Here is a 17,275-nt window from a genome sequence, read left to right on the forward strand (position 1 = left end):
TTAAATTCCTTTTTCAAAGAAAACTCTTAGCAATTTAATTGCTTCTATGTGGTCAGCTATTGATACTGTTTCGCGTAGGGAATGCATTGCCCACATTGGTGTTCCAATGTCAATGGTTTCTATTCCTGTTCTTGCATTTGAAATTGGACCAATTGTTGTGCCTGAGGGAATATTTGCTTTCATTATTATTTCTTGAATCTTAATATTATTTTTAATAGCCAAATTTTTTAATTTTGCAAATCCTGTTGAAGTTGTTGCATATCTGTAATTAGCGCTAGTTTTTACAACTGGGCCTTTACCCAAATTTGCTTGATAGTTTGGATCATGTTTAGAGGTATAACCCGGATGAATGCCGTGAACGCTGTCAATCGAGATATTAAATGATTTGTTTGTTTTTATTAAATGTTCTTCTCTGGTTAAATTAAGAGCAAGATCGATTCTTTCTAGAACTTCTGATAAAAAATTTGAATCGGCGCCTCTTGAAGTTAAAGATCCTATTTCTTCGTTGTCAAAAAATACAGCTATTTTATTTTTATTATTGTTTGTATGAACATAAGCATTCATGATTGCGTGGCATCCCGATTTGTTATCAAGATTTTTAGAAGCCAAAAATTCTCCTTCTGTTCCTATTATTTTAGAGGGTTGTGATTCTGTAAATATTAAATCACAAGATAAAAAATTTTTACACTCTATTCCAAGTTGTTCTAAGACAGTATCTTTTATTGTTTTTTTAGTGCTGCTTATTATTGTTAAATTGTCATGAGTATTGTATTTAAATCCTTCGTTAATTTGTCGGTTTAAATGGATTGCAAGGTTTGGAATAATTCCTATATTTTCAATATTGATTAATTTTGATTCAATATTCTCATTTTTTTTGAAATATACAATTCCCGCTAAGCTTAAGTCTCTGTCAATCCAAGTAGAAATTATTGGGCTACCATAAACTTCAATATGGTTGTAAAGCATGCCACTTGTTTTTTCTGTTGCATCTATTTTTAATTTTAATCCTGGGCTGTCTGTATGTGCTGCTGCTATTAAAAACGGTTCATATTTTTTTTTCACATCAATATTAAAGGCAATAAGACTAGTTCCTTCTTTTTTTATGTAATATGATCCTGTTTTAATTTTCCATTTTTCATCAAGTTTTAATTGTTGTGCATTAAAATATTTTATTAATTTCTCTTCAATATAGTTTACTAGGTGATAGGGGGTAGGGCTATTGTCTAGCAGGTTTTGAAAAAATTTTGGTTCTAGTGTTTTATCATGCACCATAGGTGTTCTCCTTTAATTTTATTGCTTTATATCTATATATTCTATTATAATAGTTTTTAACTGTTAGTTAGGAGTTTGTTATGAGAAAGTGCTTTGTTAGTTTGAGTTTATTGGTTATTTTTTTTGCTTGTAGTTCTAATGTTGAAATTGAGTTAAATGATGATATTAGTGGTATTGTTTCAATATTTATTAATGTTGATAGAGAATTTGAAAAAATTAGAAAAGAACTCTTAACAACTTTGGTAGGAGAAGAAATTGCAAATATGCCTCTTTTTCCTGTAGATGAAATAAAAAAATACTTTAAAAATGGAGAGGAAAAGCTTGGACTTAGGCTTTTGAGTATTAAAATCCAAGGAGATTCTATTAATTTAGTTGTTAAGTTTGATAATTTAATTAAAATTTTAGGCGACTATATGAAAAAAACTGATGTATCTGTGTTTAAGATAGAAAAAAAAGACGGTAAAAATATTATTGAACTTAATATTAATTTGAAAAACGCTACTAAGAATATTAATGAAAATAAAGAATATATTAGTGATGCACTTGCTGCTCTTTTGCCATCGGATGAGGTTCCAATGTCTGCCAAGGAATATAAAGATGTTTTGGTTTATTTTTTATCGGATTTTACTTCCAAAGCAAACGAACTTATTGACAACTCTAAACTTAATCTTATAGTTAAAACTTCTAGAAATGTTCAAGAACAATTTGGATTTAAGCAAATCAACTCAAACACACTAAAGTTTGAGATAGACATGGTTAAAGGATTAAGTCTTGAATCTCCAATAAAACTTAGATTAGTTTATTGACTGGGCTAAAGAATATAAACTTAATCGTTTATATTCTTGTATTCTTTTTTAAAAATTCCTATTAAAACAGCTGTTATAACAGATCCTACTAGTATAGATGTTATCCACATTAATGGTTTTGCTACTATTGGTAGAATAAATATTCCACCGTGTGGCGCTATAACTTCTACCCTAGAAAGTGCAGAAACAAATCCTCCTACAGATGAGCCTAGTATGCATGCAGGTATTACCCTTAAAGGATCTGCTGCTGCAAATGGAATTACTCCTTCTGTAATAAAGCATGCTCCCAAAAAATAACAAACTTTTCCGGATTCTCTTTCTTCTTTTGAGAATCTGTTTTTAAATAAACTTGTGGCAAGGGCAATTCCTATAGGAGGTATCATTCCTCCTGCCATTATGCTTGCATGAGGAATATAATTTTTTGCAGTTATCATTGCAATTCCAAATGCATATGCAGCTTTATTTACAGGTCCTCCCATGTCTATTGCCATCATTCCTCCGAGCAATGCTCCAAGTATTGCCATATTAGTTCCGCTAAGTTGATTTAGCATATTTGTTATTGAGCTATTAATAACAGATATTGGGCCAAGCGTTACATATATCAAAATTCCTGAAATTATAACTGATAAAAAAGGATAAGTTAATACTGGATTTATTCCTCTTAAGTTGTTAGGAATTATTTTGTCAGATATTTTTTTTACAGTTAGTGTAACGTAGCCTGAAATAAATCCTGCTAAAATGCCTCCCAGAAATCCTGCATTTCCATTGCTCATCATTAGTCCTGTAATCATTCCGGGTGCAAGCCCCGGTCTTTCTGCTATGCTAAATGAAATATAGCCAGCAAGTATTGGGATCATTAAAGCAAATGCGCTTCCACCGCCGATTTGCATCAGAATATCTGCTATTTTATTGTAGCTTGGATCGTTTATGTCAAATGCTTTGATTCCAAACATGAATGATATTGCTATTATTATTCCTCCTGAGACTACAAATGGAAGCATAAATGAGACCCCATTCATTAGATGTTTATAAATTCCTGTTCTTTTGTTTTGTTTTTGGAGAGTTTTGGCGGTTTTGTTTGTGTTGATTTTGTTGTAAATTGGTGCTTCGTTTTTAAGAATTGTTTGGATAAGCTCTTTTGCTTTGTGTATGCCGTCTTTTACTCCCACTTCGATTAAAGGTTTTCCGCTAAATCTTTCTTTATCGATAGTTTTGCCAGATGCAATAATGACTCCCTTTGCTTTTTTTATTTCTTCTTCTGTTATTGGATTTTCTGTTCCACTAGATCCATTTGTTTCTACTTTTATGTTTATATTTAATTCCAAAGCTGCTTTTTTAAGGCTTTCTGCTGCCATATAGGTGTGAGCTATCCCCACAGGACATGCCGTTACGGCAAGAATGAAATCTTTCTTTGTATTTAAATTATTAGATTCATTTATATTATCATTATTCATAATTATTTCTAAAAATCTATCTTCATTGTTTGTGTTCATAAGTTCATGTCTTAATAGGTTGTTGCTAAAAGTGTTACTTAGGTATGATATAGCTTTTATGTGTGCATTGCTTGAAGTTTCTTCGGGCAGAGCCATCATAAAAAACAGTTTTGAAAGCTTTTGGTCAGAAGAGTTGAAGTCAAAACCATTGCCAACAACTCTTAAAATAGCAATTCCGTGTTTTTTAATGAAATTACCTTTTGCATGGGGCATAGCAATATGCTCTTCAATGCCTGTTCCGTTAATTTCTTCTCTTTTTTTAATTTCTTTTATAAATGCCTCCATGTCATTTAAATATCCATTTTCATTGAACATGCTAGCCATTTTTCTAATTACGTCTTCTTTGCTAGTTGCATTGTAATTTAAAACAATCAGGTTTTTTGAAAATAAATTTTGCATAATAATCACCTTTATATATCATATAGTATATAAATTTATTAAATTTTACTATTTATTTAATTGATTTTATAAATCAAAGGAGATTATCTTGATATATACTCTAACACTCAATCCTTCTGTGGATTATAAAATAGTTTTAAAAGAATTTCAGGAAGAAAGTCTTAATTATGCTTTAAATAACAATTTTTTTGCTGGTGGTAAGGGAATAAATGTAAGCACTGTTCTTAAAAATTTGGGAAAACCCAGTACGGCTTTAGGATTTTTGGGAGGTTTTACAGGTGATTATATAAGATTTTCTCTTGATTCTAGGGGCATAAAAAACGATTTTATTAAAATAAAGTATGATACAAGATTAAATATTAAAATGATAGCAAATGGCAGAGAAACAGAAATTAATGCCAATTCTCCAGATATTTCTGAGAATGAATTTGAACTTTTGAAAGATAAACTTAAAAGTTTAACAAATAATAGTATATTAGTGATGTCAGGAAGCGTTCCTTCAGCTCTTGGTGAGAATGCATACAATGAAATAGCTAATAGCATTTCTAATGATGTTAGACTTATCATTGATACTAGTGGCAAACCTTTGCAAAAAATTCTTAGATTAAATCCCTTTTTGATAAAGCCCAATATTTATGAACTTGAAGATCTTTTTAATGTTAAATTTAACTCTACAAAAGAATTGATTAAAATCGGAAAAAATCTTGTAGAAAGTGGGGTTCAAAACATTATAATTTCCATGGGAAGTGACGGTGCTATTTTTATTGGCGTTAAAAATGTTGCTTTTAGGGCTTTTGTTCCAAAGATTAATTCTGTTAGTACCATTGGAGCAGGAGATTCTGTGATTGCAGGATTTGTATATGCTTTTGATAATGGAAGTACTTTGGAAGATTCATTTAAATTTGGTGTTGCAGCTGGTGCAGCTACGGCATTAAAAGGTAATCTTTGCGAATTTCAAGATGTTAAAAAGATGCTTTGTGAGATTAGGATTGAGGATATTTGCACTTCTTAATCTTTTAAAAATAAGCTTAAGAAGTGTTTTAAAACTTTACTGTAGCTTTTGAAAAGCTACAGTAAAGTTTAGTTTGCTTAAATTTTTGATTTATATAATTTCTTTTTTACTAAGGCTAATCCTGTAGCTACTACTAGCAATGCAACTATAGCCATGCTTGCAAATAGGCTGGTGGTTGTATTTGATTGAGAGATTTTTGCAGCGATTTCTGTAGTTTTCTCATCGCAAATACAGTTAACATACCCGCATATTGGACAGATTTCTTCTACTCCAAATTGGCTTAATTTTCCATTTGGAATTACATTTTCTTTTGTTATTGTTTTGGTTTGTGCAAAAACAGATGTTGAAATCAAAAGCAAAGCAGTGAAAAATAGATATTTTTTTAGATTCATTTTACATTCTCCTTATATATTTTTTCTTTTTTAATCGCTTAAATTACAACTTTTAAATTAGATATTTGTAAATTTTTTTTAAACTTGCCATAATATTAATAGATTCTAAAAGAAAAGCTGCTGACACGATAAAATGTAAAATTCATCATCGGGAGCGACGGGTCTCGAACCCGCGACCTCCTGCGTGACAGGCAGGCGTTCTAACCATCTGAACTACGCCCCCAAAGCCATTCTTTTAAAAGATTATAGTAGTTTTTAATTTATTTGTCAATTTCTTTAAATGAGTTTATGTGTTCTAGTATTTTTGAATCTCTTTTGCTAGATTTTTTGCTTAGCTTAATGATAGTTTCTTTGTTAGAAATTATTTCTAAGCTATCTTTGGCTCTTGTTATTGCAGTATACATAAGTTCTTTTGTCAAAAAAGGGTTATTTTCTAATATTACTTTTATATGTTTATATTCAGATCCTTGGCTTTTGTGTATTGTTGTGGCAAAGCTGAATTCATAATTTGTTAGTAAATCTAAATTTATTTTTTTATATTTTTCCTCTTTTCTTTGGAATAAAGCATAAAATTTAGAATTTTCATTAAAAATAACACCCCGTTCTCCATTAAATAATTTATTTTTATAGTCAGTTTTAGTTATCATTATTATTTGGCCAATAAAGCTTCCATAGGTCTTTTTTAGGTAAGTTTTTATTATTTCATTTAGTGTTTTAGTTCCAAATTTGCCAAAATTTTTTGAACTTAAAATGATATTTTCAAGTAAAGTTTCAAGTATTGTTTCAATTTTTGATTCTTTTAGTAACTTAAGATTAAAAGTGGGTATTTTTTTATATAAATTGTTTGTATATTCTATTAGATCTTTTTTTAAGTTTATTTTTTCTATTTCTTTCAGTTGAATATTTTTATTGTTATTAATGTATTTGCAAATCAAAGTACTATCTTCTTTGTATATTGCTTTTGAGAGCAAATTTATTTCTTTGTTGCTTCTAAAATTTTCTTTAAGATCTTCTACATTATTGTTATTTATTTTTTTTAATCCTAAAAGACTTGAATATACATTTCCTTCGTTTACTGATGGGAGTTGATTTTTATCTCCTACCATTATTAATTTAGTGGTTATTGGAGTTGCTTTTAGCAGTTTTAAAAAAGTATATGCATCTACCATTGAAGCTTCGTCAATTATTATTACGTCAAAATTTAATTGATTTTCTTCATCATATAGATTTTTTTTGTTTATAAATTTGATTTCCAATAATTTTTGGATTGTGTTGCATTCTATTTCTAAATTTTTGAATGAATAGTCGATACTTGCTTGCAGCCTTAGACTAGCTTTTCCTGTAGGGGCTGCAATTGCTACTAATCCTTTTTTTTTCTTGTTTAATGTTTTGTTAATTGCTTTTAAAATATAGTTAATAGTTGTAGTTTTGCCTGTTCCTGGGCCTCCGCTTAATAGAAAGAAATTGCTTTTTAATGCCTTTCTTACTGATGTAATTTGCTCTTTATTTAAATTATTGGTATTTAAATTTGATATTATATTTTGTATTTTATTTTCATTTAATTTGCTGTTATGGTTTTCTAATCTTTTTATGATTTGTTTTATTAACTCTTCTTCTTCTCTGTAGTTTTTTTGAGTATAAATGTAGATATTGTTTTCCAAAATTAGGGGAGTTGTAATTTTAAGCTTATTATTATTAAATTCCATTAGTATATTGTTTTTCTTTAAAAGAAAAACAATATACGTAATAGTTTCTGGATTTCCAAATGTTTCTAGCCCTTTTAGCATTTTTATTAATTTGTTGTAACTTTTATTGTTTTTTTCTAGGTTTTCTTTTGTGAATATTATTGTATTTTGAATATCTTTTGCTAATAGATTTATGTCAGCTCTTAGGTGGCCTTTATCAAAGTAGTTAAATAAAAATATTAAAAATATTACAATATCTTCATTGTTTGTGGACTTTGCAAGTGTTTGTGCTTTATAACAATTTTTTTTATTGATATTTAAAAGTTCAATTATTTCATAAAGTTTAAGCTCAGGGGTTAAAAATTTTTTGTTTTTATCTTTTAAAAATTCTCTTAATACTAAAAAATCTCTCATAAGTATCTTTTAATGCTTAACTCCAATATGATTTTATCTAAATCAACGTCGTTAAATTTTGGAAGATTAAAATAAATACCATTTTCAAATTTTGATTTTAAGCATTCAACATTGTCTTTAAATGCTCTTGTAAAAAGATATATTATTCCACCAAATTTTTGATTATATTCTTTTTTGTTTTTAAATAATATTTTTTTTATCCCAAGAGCATATATTTTATATTGCAAATCATAATATTCTTTTTTTATTGTATTTTCTAAATTTGTTATATTATAATCATCCCTATCTTTTCCAAGATAGTTTGTTTTATAATCTAGGATATATATTTTATTATTAGCTTTAAATATGAGATCTACTATTCCTTTTAAATATCCATCGTTTAGTTTTATGTGAAGATCTTCAAAGTGTTTGTCAAAAAGATATTTTTGTTTTTGAAATTCAGGATTTATTTTTATTAAAAATTCCATTTCTTTTTGTAATTCTTCAATATCACACAGCCGAGTATTAATTGCTCTTATATTATAAGTTAATATGTTGTAAATCATTTTAGTTAATGAATTTTGTATTTCTATTGTATTGAGATTTGGATTAATTTTTTGTATTTGTTTTTCAATAATTTCAATGTTATTTTTTTTAAAATTATCAAATGTATCTTTTGCTGTGCTAAAGATTATTTCCTCCATAGCAGCGTGTAAAATGTTTCCACTGTCTTTTCCTTTGGGTAAGGTCTCTTCTAATTCAGGCTCGTAATCCAGTTCTGTATCTTTTTCATAGTTAATATTTTTAAAATCATAGTTTTCATAAAATGCTTTATGATGAGCTTGTGCTGTTAAACTTGAAAAACTAGATGTATATTCTTTTTTAAACATGTTTTTAATTATTGGTTTTGGTGGAATTAATTTTATATTTACATTTGTATTGTCTTTTTTTTTATTGAATCTTTTTTGTCCAATAAATTCATATATGTTAAAGTCATGTTTAATATCATCAACAGTAAAAATTTTTGCTATTTCTAATAATTTGCTAGTTATGCTATTTATTTTTGTAATAAAAAGAGCAAATTTAGCTCTTGTTGCTCCCACATAAAATATATTTTTTTCTTCGCTTAGTATTTTTAGTCTTGCATGTTTTTTATTTTCTTCCAATTTAAAAAAATCATATTCAATTTTTCCGTCTTGATAAAATTTGTAAAATTGATTTTTTTTTGAAAAAAAATTGCTATTTTCTATTGGAGTTGTATTTATTAAGAACACAATATTTATGCTAAGCCCTTTTGATTTGTGTATTGTCATGAGCTCTATAGATTCATTATCATTATTTATATTATTTGTTTTTTCTTCTATTTCTTCAGGCTCTTCGTTTATTATTAGGCTTTCTAAAGTAGAGATTAGAGATTGTATGTTTTGTTCTTTATAATATATTTTGGAGATGATCTCAAGTATTGTTTCATAGGTTTTTAAATTTTCAAGCTTACCTTCTTTAATAAGAAGACCTTTGTAATTTATTTTATTTTTTGCCCATTCAATAATTTTTTGATCTTTGGTAATATTTGCAATTTTGATCCACAAATTTTTTTCGAATGTGATTTTGTTAATTGCATTTACTAATGTTATTTCATTTTTTTCAAGCAAAACTGTTATATTTTCAATAAATTCTTCTATAAGGTGAATTTTGTCTTGTTTGATTAAAATTCTTTGTAAATTCCACGGCACATTTAATATTTTACTGCTTAGGATATAATTTAAGGTTTTAAAGTTTTGCTTTCGGTCTAAGCACTTAATAATATAAAAAATTTCGCTAAATTCTTTGGTTTTTAAAAAGTTTTCTTGAGTTTTGTTTGTTTGAATTTGCTCTTTTTTTAATGCTTTGTCTATTAAATTGATTTCATTTTTGCCTCTGCAAAGTACTTTAATGTCTTGCATTTTAATATTTCTAATTGTATTGTTTTGAACAATTTTCCCATATGCAAGCAAATATTTTATTGTTAATGCTGTTTTTTGGTAAATGTCTTCTTCGTTTTCTGTATTTGTGGTTATTATATTGATTCCTTCTATTTCTTGTTCGCCGATGACAATTTTATTATTGTCGTTTTTTTGATTTGGAAGTGAATTGGTAAATTCAATTTTTTCAATTTCATCGGCTATTGCATTATTGTATATATTATTAAAAATTTTATTTAAAGGCTCAATGAGTTTTTTACTTGATCTGTGATTTATTTTTAATACAACTCTGGCGTTTGTATTGATTTTATTTTTTATTTCTTTGTTATAAAATGAAATGTCTGCTTTTCTAAAGGAATATATTATCTGTTTTGGATCGGCTATGAATATTAATTTTATTCCTGCTTTTTTTAATATTTTAAATATTTCAATTTGTATTAAGCTTAAATCTTGTGCCTCATCAATTAAAATGATTTTGTATCGATTTTTAATTGCATTTAGAAGCTTTTTGTCTTCTGATTTTAAGTGATTTTTTAAATTTGAAATTATGTAATTTTGATCTATTGTGTTTGTTGATTTAATAATTTTTTCTAATTCTTTTTCTATATACTTTAGTATTTTGTATTCAACTTTTAAAATAACATATTGCTTTAAATTGTTTCTATTTTTATTTCTATTGTCCTCTGATTTATATTTTTCATGTTTAATATTAATTCCCAAACAGATTAAATCATTTTTAATCTTAAGTTCTTTAGGCGATAATTTAGAATTTTTTTTAGTTTCTTTTTCTATTAGAGTTGAAAAAAATTTATTTTTTAATAATGTTTCTGCTATTTTGAATATGTCGTTTTCTTTAGAGTATTCTATTTCAAGTTTACCAGTTTGAATATGTTTATTATAAAAACTTAATATTTCATCTTTTGTCATTTTATCTAAGTCTTCTATTATTTTGTTGTAATCTTTGATCAGCTCTTCCTTTTTAAGAAGAATGTTTTCAAATGCCTTTTGGGTTTTAAGCCAATCCCCAAGCTCTTGAGTTGTGTCTCTTTCGTAAGCTTTTTTTATTTTTAAAACAATCTCTTCTGTTTTCTTGGCGTCAGATTTAAATACTTTAAGTTCGTAGTCTTTAATATCAAGAGTTTGAATCAGTCTGTCTGATTTTCTTAAAAAGTCATAAACTATTTCATCTATTTCTTTTGAAAATTTTTCTTTAGGTTTGTATTTGGAGTAATTTTCTGTTTCAATTTGAAAATTATTTAAGGCATGTAATGCAAATTTATTGATTGTTGATATAAAGAGTTTTTTTGATTGCTCATAAGCTTCTTTTAAAATTTCATTTGCTTTTGAGTTAGAGTAAGCATTTTCTATTACTTTTAGTATTCTTGTATGCATTTCTTCTGTGGCTTTTTTTGTAAAAGTTAATACCAAAATTTCATTTATAGAGTACATCTTGGTTTTGATTAAATTTATAACCACATTTTCAAGTATGTGAGTTTTGCCGGTGCCCGCCGATGCTTCTATTAATATTGTTGTGTTATTTTGAATTTTTTCTAGGATTTTGTCCATGAATTTTAATTTTTTGTCCTTACGAATTTAATGTAAAATTTTTCTATTAATATTAATAAATTTTCGTCTAACTTAAAATCATGAGTGTCTTTAAATCTGTTATAGTAATCGCAGAGTGTTATTTCACTAGTTTTTAAAAATCTCTCGTGTGCTTTGCTTGTGAAATAAGCTTTGGAAGGATTTTTTATCTGCATTTTTATGAAATTCTTAAAACAATTTGAAAAATTATTTTGATTTGTTTTTGTTAAAATTTTAATTATCAAGCTTTGATAAATTGGAGTTGGATAGCTTGATATGTATGCAAATTGCATAAGTATATTTTCAATGTCATCAATTATTATTTCTTTGTGATGATAACAAATAGTTGTTTTTGCAGTTAAGTTTTCAAGATCAATTTTTACTTCTGTTAATGAATTAAAGTTTTGTATTTCTTTTTTTATTAATAGTCCTGTTATATATAAATCTATTTCATTTTTTATTTTATCTGAGATACTGCAATAGTCTTTTTTTACAAAATTTAAATAAAAATAATCGTTTTCGACTTTATACACATTCTCAATATCTTTTTTAAATTCAAATTCTATATTTTTTTTTTGAAAATTTAGTTTTATTGTTTGACAAAATTTAATTTTACTTTTTGTCATTACTGAAAGCTTTTTTAAGCTTTCAGTAGTATTGTATTTTAATTTGTTTATTTTTTTAAAGATTTTATTTACAGTCATTTTTTGGTCTATATTGAAGGGAATGTTTCCTTGTTGTATTTCATATCTAATGTGGTTTTTAATAATTTCTATTGCTTTTTTTGCATCATCTTTTTTCCCCATTATGTATTCATGCAGTAATGTTGAATTTATTATAAGTCTGTAAATAATTTCAATAACACTGAAAATTTGTTCTTCTTGTTTTTCTTTGATTTCATTTTCCAATCTTATGTCTTGTATTTTAACGTTTAAAATTTTTTCATAAAAGTGTTTGTAAGGGTTAGAAAGGGCGCTTTTTAATTCGTATAAATTTAGTTTAATTGGGCTTTCTAGTTTAATTTTATTTTGCTTAAACCTAATTGGTTTAGAATTTTGTAGTATTTTTGCGATATTAAATGCTTCTGGATCATAGTTTATTAAATAATTTTCTTTTGCATCTTTAAAATATGCTAGGTCGTGGTTTTCATTTGGATGTTTTTCTATTTGAAAATTTTTTTCATATTTTTGTATGTGTTCAAATATTTTGTTTATTGTTTTTGATGTATTAATTTCTGGGCTTAAGTTGTCTTGAAATGAATAGTAAAGGTAAAATTTTCCTGATGTTGCAAAAATTAAATTAAAAAGAGCCGCTATTGCCTCTTTTTCGGTATTCTCATGCTCATAGTATTCATTTAATAAATTCATATTATCATAATTTATATTAGAGTTGAATTTTTGAAATCCCAAAAAATGAATTTCTTTTTTTTGAAGATATTCTATTTCTTTATAATTGGCAATCAATATTCCATTTTTTTTATACATTACTCCGTATTTTTCTTTTTCAAGACTTTCCTCAAACATAATCTTAAAAAGATAAAATTCAATTTTTATTTCATTGATTTCTTTTAAATAGTTTTTGTAAAGATTGTCATTTAAATCTTTGGGGAAATTTTTAAAGGATTTTATCTTATTTTGTAAATATTCATCGGTTGTATTAAAGTCTTCAAGGTCAATATATTTTTGAATAAAAATTTCTATGATTTCTGCCCATTCGTATACTTTATATGCTTTATTTTTAAAATAGTTTATATCTTCGTACAAACTTTTTACTATTGTTATAAGCTTTATTATTGATTCTTGATCTTGGAATCTTATGCTTTCTTTTTGGGTTTCTTCTTCGTATTTTTCGTCAAATATTTCAGACATTAAAAATCGATTAAATCCATCTTCCCACGAGTTTAAAAAGGTTTGATCATAGTTTAGATTTTCTTTGTGGGTGCTGTTTACACCAAAACTGATGTTCATTGCATCGCTAAATTCTATTAAATAGTTTAATTCAGATGTTGATATATTAAATTTTTTCATTACTTTGTTGTTACTTAGTAGGTCAAATATTTCTTTTCTACTAAAATTGCTAATTGTTCCGTTTTTTGATATGAAAAGATCCATTAGCCTTTTTAAGGCTATTATGCTTTCTCCTCTTGATAAATTGTTATAACATAAAGCGCTATATTCGATTTCATATTTATTTAGGCACTCTTCTATATATGGCAAATATTCATTAAATTTTTCTTGCAAACAAGTTATTGCTATGTCGCTTAATTTTAGGTTATTTTTTTGCATTGAGTGTACTATTTGATTTGTTAAAATTTCTACCTCACGTTTTTGATTTTTAGCTTCTATTATTTTAAAGCTATCGTCTAATTTTGAAATTGGAGTTTTTGCTATGATATTATTTTTAATGCTTGTTAAAAAATTTTTGCCTTTAAATAATTCAATATCTACTTTTTCTAAAGCTTGATATTTTATTGGGCTAATTTTTGTTTTTGTTAACAACAATTCTTTAACAAGAGTAGATTTATAGTTGAGTAAATCTTCAAAAATTAACACATGCACGTCAAAGTTAAAAATTTTTTCTAAAGAGTTGAGAATTTTTTTTTCAACCTCTCTGTTATTGCCAATAAATATTATTTTTTTAATTTCAATTTCTATATTTTTTGTTGGTTTTTCTTGAATTATTTTTTTATGCAAGTTTAAAAGATTTTTTTGCTTTTCAAAGAGCTTTTTAAATAGTTCTCTTTGCATATTCTCGTAGGGTTTTAAATTTTCTTCTTGGAATAAAAATCCATTGTCTTCCCAAGTTTCAATTAATTTTGAAAATTTTGAGTAATAATGGTGGAATAAATCTATTATTTTTGATGCAAAAAAGTATCTATTCTTTGTTGATTTGAAATCTTTTATGTATTTTAGCTTTTCAGTTTTTAATATGTTATATAAAATGAATTTTTCTGTTTCCGAGTAAAATGGAAAAGTGTTCTCTTCTATGTATTTTTTTATATTGGGATTTTTAAAAGAAATTTCATATATGCTTTTTATGGCATTTTTTTTAATATTTAGATTATAAGAAATCCCATTTAGTTTTGCTATAGTTTTTTTAATTTCTTCTCTTAAGAGATCATTTTTTACTATGATGAGTGTTTCTTTTTTAAAAATATTGTCGTTTTGAGTTAGTTCTTTAATTTTATTATAAATTTTATTTACTTTGTTAGTTTTATATATATGCATATATTAATTGTTTTTGTTATCTTTTATGAGCTTGTTTTTTAACTTTCTTAAGTTTTTGCTGATACTTACTTTATATATGTGAGGATTAATTATTCTCCTGTATGTATGTTCAAGTTTGCTTAAGTCAAGTTTGGTTTTATTTCTAATATTGGTTAAGCTAGACTCGTATCCTTTGCTAAGTTTCTTATTTTCTAAGACAGTGTGAATTAGAAATTCAAAATCGTCATATTGTTTGATGGTTTTGAAAATATTATCTTGTATTGGATGAAAAACAGTAAATTCTTTTCTTGAATCTAGATGGTTTTTGATTTTATCTTTTTCTTCTTTTAAAAATATAAAATCAAGGATCATTTGGCCATTTAAATAGATTCTTGCAATTTCTTTTTCATCAGGCAATGTGGATTTTTCTACGTTATTTGATATTTTTATTTTTGGTATAAATTTTCCATTTTTTTCTATAGAGATCATTTTATATACCCCCGAAAGGTTTGGATCTCCTTTTGCTGTAACTAAATTTGTTCCAACGCCCCAAATATCAATTGGCGCATTTATTGAATTTAAGTACATGATAATATTTTCGTCAAGCTCATTAGATGCAATAATTTTTACATGATTTAATCCATTTTTGTCTAATTCTTTTCTTGCTGCTTTGCTTAAATATTCAAGATCTCCGCTGTCAATTCTTATTGAAAAATTATTTTTCTCTTTCTGTTTTAGTTCTTTGAATATTTTAATGGCATTTTTTAATCCGCTGTTAAGCGTGTCGTAAGTATCTATTAGTAAACTTACTTTTTTTGGATATGTTTTTGCATATTCTCTGAATGCTTGCTCTTCGTTTTCAAAACTCATTACCCAACTATGAGCCATTGTTCCTGTAACTGGTATATTGTATTTATATCCAGCTAGCATATTGCTTGTAAAATCTGCTCCTCCTATGTAGGCAGCTTTGCTGGCAGAGAGTGCTCCATTTATTCCTTGCGCTCTTCTTAACCCAAGTTCTGCTAAAATTTTTGCACCAGATTCTTTTATTCTAGCGGTTTTTGTTGCTATCAAACTTTCAAAGTTTATTATATTTAAGACCAATCCTTCTATTAATAATAATTCTATTAAGTGTCCTTCGATCACGACTACTGGAGTATAGGGAAAAACTAGGCGACCTTCTTCTATTGAGCTTATTTTTATGTTTAGTTGAAATTCTCCTAGAAAGTTTAAAAATTGTTCATCTAATATATTAAAGCTTTTTAAATATTTAAGTTCATTTTCTCCAAAACGAATATTTTTTAATTCATTAATTAATGTGTGCATTCCAGCTAAAACAATATAGCCATTTTTAAACGGTGTTTTTCTAAAAAAAACTTCAAATTTTGCTTTAGGATTAATACCTTTTGTAAAATAAGCATTCATCATTGAAATTTCATAAAAATCTGTAAATAGTGATAGATTTTTCATTCTCCTTATTATATACTAGTTTTGTTTGTAAAAAAATGATATTTAATTAAATGATATTTAATTTTGCTTGCTAATCTTTATGAATATGTTTTTTGTGATATATAATAAATTGACCAGATTGGACTAAATTCTATGAAAGAAAAAAGTGTTTCTAATTTTGATATTGTAATTTTTGGAGTTACTGGGAATTTGTCTAGAAAAAAACTTATTCCTTCACTTTTTAATTTATTTAAAAATAAATGTATTAGTAATTTTAGAGTTATTGGTTTTTCTCGTAAAATTTTTACAGATAAAGAATTTAGATTGTATATTAAAGATTCTTTATGGCAGGAAGAGACCGATTCTTTGATTGAGATTTTTTTAAATTTTTTTGTTTATGTATTTGGCGATTTTAATGAAAAGGAGCCTTATAAAAATTTATTTAAATTTTTAGATAAAAGTCGAGAAACTATATATTATCTTTCGACGTCTCCTGCATTTTATGGACCTATAATCAATCATTTGAAAAAGTATTTTTTAAGTGAAAGATTGGCTTTGTCAAAAATAGTTCTTGAGAAGCCTTTTGGCTCTAGCCTTGAGACAGCAAAAAAATTAAATACTTTGCTTTATTCTGCCTTTAAAGAAGATCAAATTTATAGAATAGATCACTATTTAGGTAAAGAAACGGTTCAAAATATTTTTACATTTAGATTTGGCAATTCTATTTTTGAAAATATTTGGAATAATCGTTATGTAGATTTTGTTCAGATTACGGTAGCAGAAGAATTGGGTCTTGATGGAAGGGTAGAATATTATGATTCTGTTGGGGCTTTGAAGGATATGGTTCAAAATCATATTTTACAATTGTTAAGTCTTGTTGCAATGGAGTCTCCCATTAAATTTGATTCTGAGTTTATTCATGCTGAAAAAGTAAAAGTTTTAAAAAGTTTGAGAAAAATTAGCAAAGAAGACATTAAGAATTACATTGTTAAAGGTCAATATATAGGCTCACAAGTTCAAGGGGTTTTTAAAAAAGGCTATAAAGATGAAACAGAATTTTTAGGAAATTCAAATACTGAAACTTATTTAGCTATGAAGGTGTTTATTAATAATTGGCGTTGGTCTGGTGTTCCTTTTTATCTAAGAACCGGCAAAGGTCTTTCTAGGAAATTTTCAGAAATATATATTCAATTTAAAAAACCAAGCTTTACTCTTTTTAACAATAGTTCTGTTGATTTTTCCAATGCTTTAATATTTAGGATTCAACCAAGGGATGGAATTGAAATTAAATTCAATACTAAAAAACCCGGATATAATTATGAAATTCAAACTGCTAATATGGAATTTTCATATCACGGGACATTTAAAAGATTGTTTGATGAGGCTTATGAGCGTTTATTGTTAGACGCTTTTTTAGGGGATGGTACTTTGTATGCGACAAGTGATGAGATTGAAAGTTCTTGGGAATTTGTTTCAGACATTGCAAATAAATGGGCAGATATCGAAATTTGTAATTATTTTTATGGCTCTGAAGGACCAAAAGAGATAGACTCTATTTTAGAAAAAGACCATTTTTGGCGTAAAATTTAATTTTCTAGTTTTTTAAATAGATAAATAGATAAA

General features: G+C 26.4%; 10 protein-coding genes and 1 tRNA gene. 3 read left to right on the forward strand and 8 right to left on the reverse strand.

Going from position 1 to position 17,275, the window contains the following annotated elements; all coding sequences use genetic code 11:
• Complete coding sequence (locus tag QIA00_RS03160; protein WP_316257426.1) at nt 1-1,272, reverse strand: M18 family aminopeptidase; 1,272 nt, start codon at nt 1,270-1,272, stop codon at nt 1-3.
• 80 nt (nt 1,273-1,352) lie between these two features.
• Between QIA00_RS03160 and QIA00_RS03165 the strand changes: the two genes are divergently transcribed.
• Complete coding sequence (locus QIA00_RS03165) at nt 1,353-2,078, forward strand: hypothetical protein (protein ID WP_316257427.1); 726 nt, start codon at nt 1,353-1,355, stop codon at nt 2,076-2,078.
• Nucleotides 2,079-2,098: 20 nt separating this feature from the next.
• On the opposite strand, the gene QIA00_RS03170 is transcribed toward QIA00_RS03165, so the two are convergent.
• Nucleotides 2,099-3,970: a fructose-specific PTS transporter subunit EIIC gene (locus QIA00_RS03170; protein ID WP_316257428.1), complete on the reverse strand. Its 1,872-nt coding sequence runs from the start codon at nt 3,968-3,970 to the stop codon at nt 2,099-2,101.
• Nucleotides 3,971-4,058: 88 nt separating this feature from the next.
• Here QIA00_RS03170 and pfkB point away from each other — a divergent pair, with 88 nt between their 5' ends.
• Entirely contained in the window at nt 4,059-4,982 is a 924-nt protein-coding gene (gene pfkB, locus QIA00_RS03175) for a 1-phosphofructokinase (RefSeq protein WP_316257429.1), read from the forward strand.
• A gap of 77 nt (nt 4,983-5,059) precedes the next feature.
• Here the strand turns inward: pfkB and QIA00_RS03180 are convergent, their stop codons facing one another.
• The 6 genes from QIA00_RS03180 to QIA00_RS03205 all read right to left on the reverse strand — a co-directional run bounded on the left by QIA00_RS03180 (nt 5,060) and on the right by QIA00_RS03205 (nt 15,673).
• Nucleotides 5,060-5,374: a hypothetical protein gene (locus tag QIA00_RS03180; RefSeq protein ID WP_316257430.1), complete on the reverse strand. Its 315-nt coding sequence runs from the start codon at nt 5,372-5,374 to the stop codon at nt 5,060-5,062.
• 149 nt (nt 5,375-5,523) lie between these two features.
• Nucleotides 5,524-5,597 (reverse strand) — tRNA-Asp (locus QIA00_RS03185).
• 37 nt (nt 5,598-5,634) lie between these two features.
• A complete protein-coding gene (gene recD / locus QIA00_RS03190) occupies nt 5,635-7,473 on the reverse strand; it encodes an exodeoxyribonuclease V subunit alpha (protein ID WP_316257432.1) in 1,839 nt (612 codons plus the stop codon).
• The gene (gene recB / locus QIA00_RS03195; protein WP_316257433.1) at nt 7,470-10,979 is read right to left on the reverse strand and encodes an exodeoxyribonuclease V subunit beta; all 3,510 of its coding nucleotides are present in this window, start codon (nt 10,977-10,979) and stop codon (nt 7,470-7,472) included. Before recB ends, recD begins: the two co-directional genes overlap by 4 nt.
• A gap of 5 nt (nt 10,980-10,984) precedes the next feature.
• Entirely contained in the window at nt 10,985-14,224 is a 3,240-nt protein-coding gene (locus tag QIA00_RS03200; protein ID WP_316257434.1) for a PD-(D/E)XK nuclease family protein, read from the reverse strand.
• Nucleotides 14,225-14,227: 3 nt separating this feature from the next.
• Nucleotides 14,228-15,673 (reverse strand): nicotinate phosphoribosyltransferase, encoded by a 1,446-nt coding sequence (locus tag QIA00_RS03205; protein WP_316257435.1) that lies wholly within the window; start codon nt 15,671-15,673, stop codon nt 14,228-14,230.
• Nucleotides 15,674-15,805: 132 nt separating this feature from the next.
• On the opposite strand from QIA00_RS03205, the gene zwf reads away from it, so the two are divergent.
• Entirely contained in the window at nt 15,806-17,242 is a 1,437-nt protein-coding gene (gene zwf / locus QIA00_RS03210; protein ID WP_316257436.1) for a glucose-6-phosphate dehydrogenase, read from the forward strand.
• The last annotated feature ends 33 nt before the right edge of the window (nt 17,243-17,275 follow it).

The sequence above is a fragment of the Borreliella americana genome (genome assembly GCF_032595795.2).
Taxonomy (GTDB): Bacteria; Spirochaetota; Spirochaetia; order Borreliales; family Borreliaceae; genus Borreliella; species Borreliella americana.